The following is a 781-nucleotide window of genomic DNA, read 5'->3' as shown; positions in this document are numbered from 1 at the left end:
TTGATGAGACCTTACAAGCCGCGAACGTGACAGGCGGAGCTGGCGTCAAATTCTGGCGCACGACCAGTCAAATACAAAGCATTGCGAGACGGCCATCGAAACAGCCTCGCAACACTGTGTAGCGTCCCTCAGTGGACGATAAGGCGTCGGCGCATGGGGAGAAGTTGCCACCCCAGCTTATCCTGTACGGTGCCCCAGATGCCTTTGGGCGCCCACAACATCATTCCCACTGCTACTGCGCCAAGCAGGATCATGTAGAGCGTGCCGTATTCGGCAAGCGCCCCTCGCAGGACAAAGTAGAGCAGGGTGCCGATGATGGGGCCCTCCAGCGTACAGATGCCGCCGATGATGACGATGAATATGACCACAGCCGTCCAGTCCTGCAGGCTGAAGGCCGCATCAGGCGAGATTCGTAGTTTCTGCAAGAACAGCAATGCGCCGATGAGCGCCGTGAATGCGGCCGTGGCGACGTAGATCATTAGCTTGATGCGGTAGGTGTTCACACCTAGGCTGCCCGCCGCCGTCACCGAGTCTCGCACTGCAGTGAGGGCAAGGCCCTGACGCGATCGCAAGAAGAAAAAACTCCCCCGCACTGCGGCAACCAGGAGTGACACTCCAGCGTAGTAAACTACCGCCTCACGGTGTGGCCCGAGTTGTTTCACCACCGCCACTTGCGGTTGTAAGTGGCGTTGCTCATGATGAAATCCTTTATCGAAGTGGGTTAGAGGTGTCGTTCAACATGGGCTCAGAGGTGGCTTCAAGTACGGAAGTTTGGGGCGCG

General features: G+C 57.9%; 1 protein-coding gene. It reads right to left on the bottom strand.

Annotated elements, in window-relative coordinates:
* Window positions 1-128: 128 nt before the first annotated feature.
* Window positions 129-614, bottom strand: coding sequence for an ABC transporter permease subunit (locus HCU66_RS26950; RefSeq protein ID WP_338136474.1), 486 nt, complete (start codon window positions 612-614; stop codon window positions 129-131).
* Window positions 615-781: the final 167 nt, after the last annotated feature.

Source organism: Pseudomonas frederiksbergensis, assembly GCF_017114915.1.
GTDB classification, from domain to species: Bacteria; Pseudomonadota; Gammaproteobacteria; order Pseudomonadales; family Pseudomonadaceae; genus Aquipseudomonas; species Aquipseudomonas frederiksbergensis_I.
The sequence above is the reverse complement of the archived record's forward strand: the minus strand, read 5'-3'. Positions and strand labels throughout refer to the sequence as shown.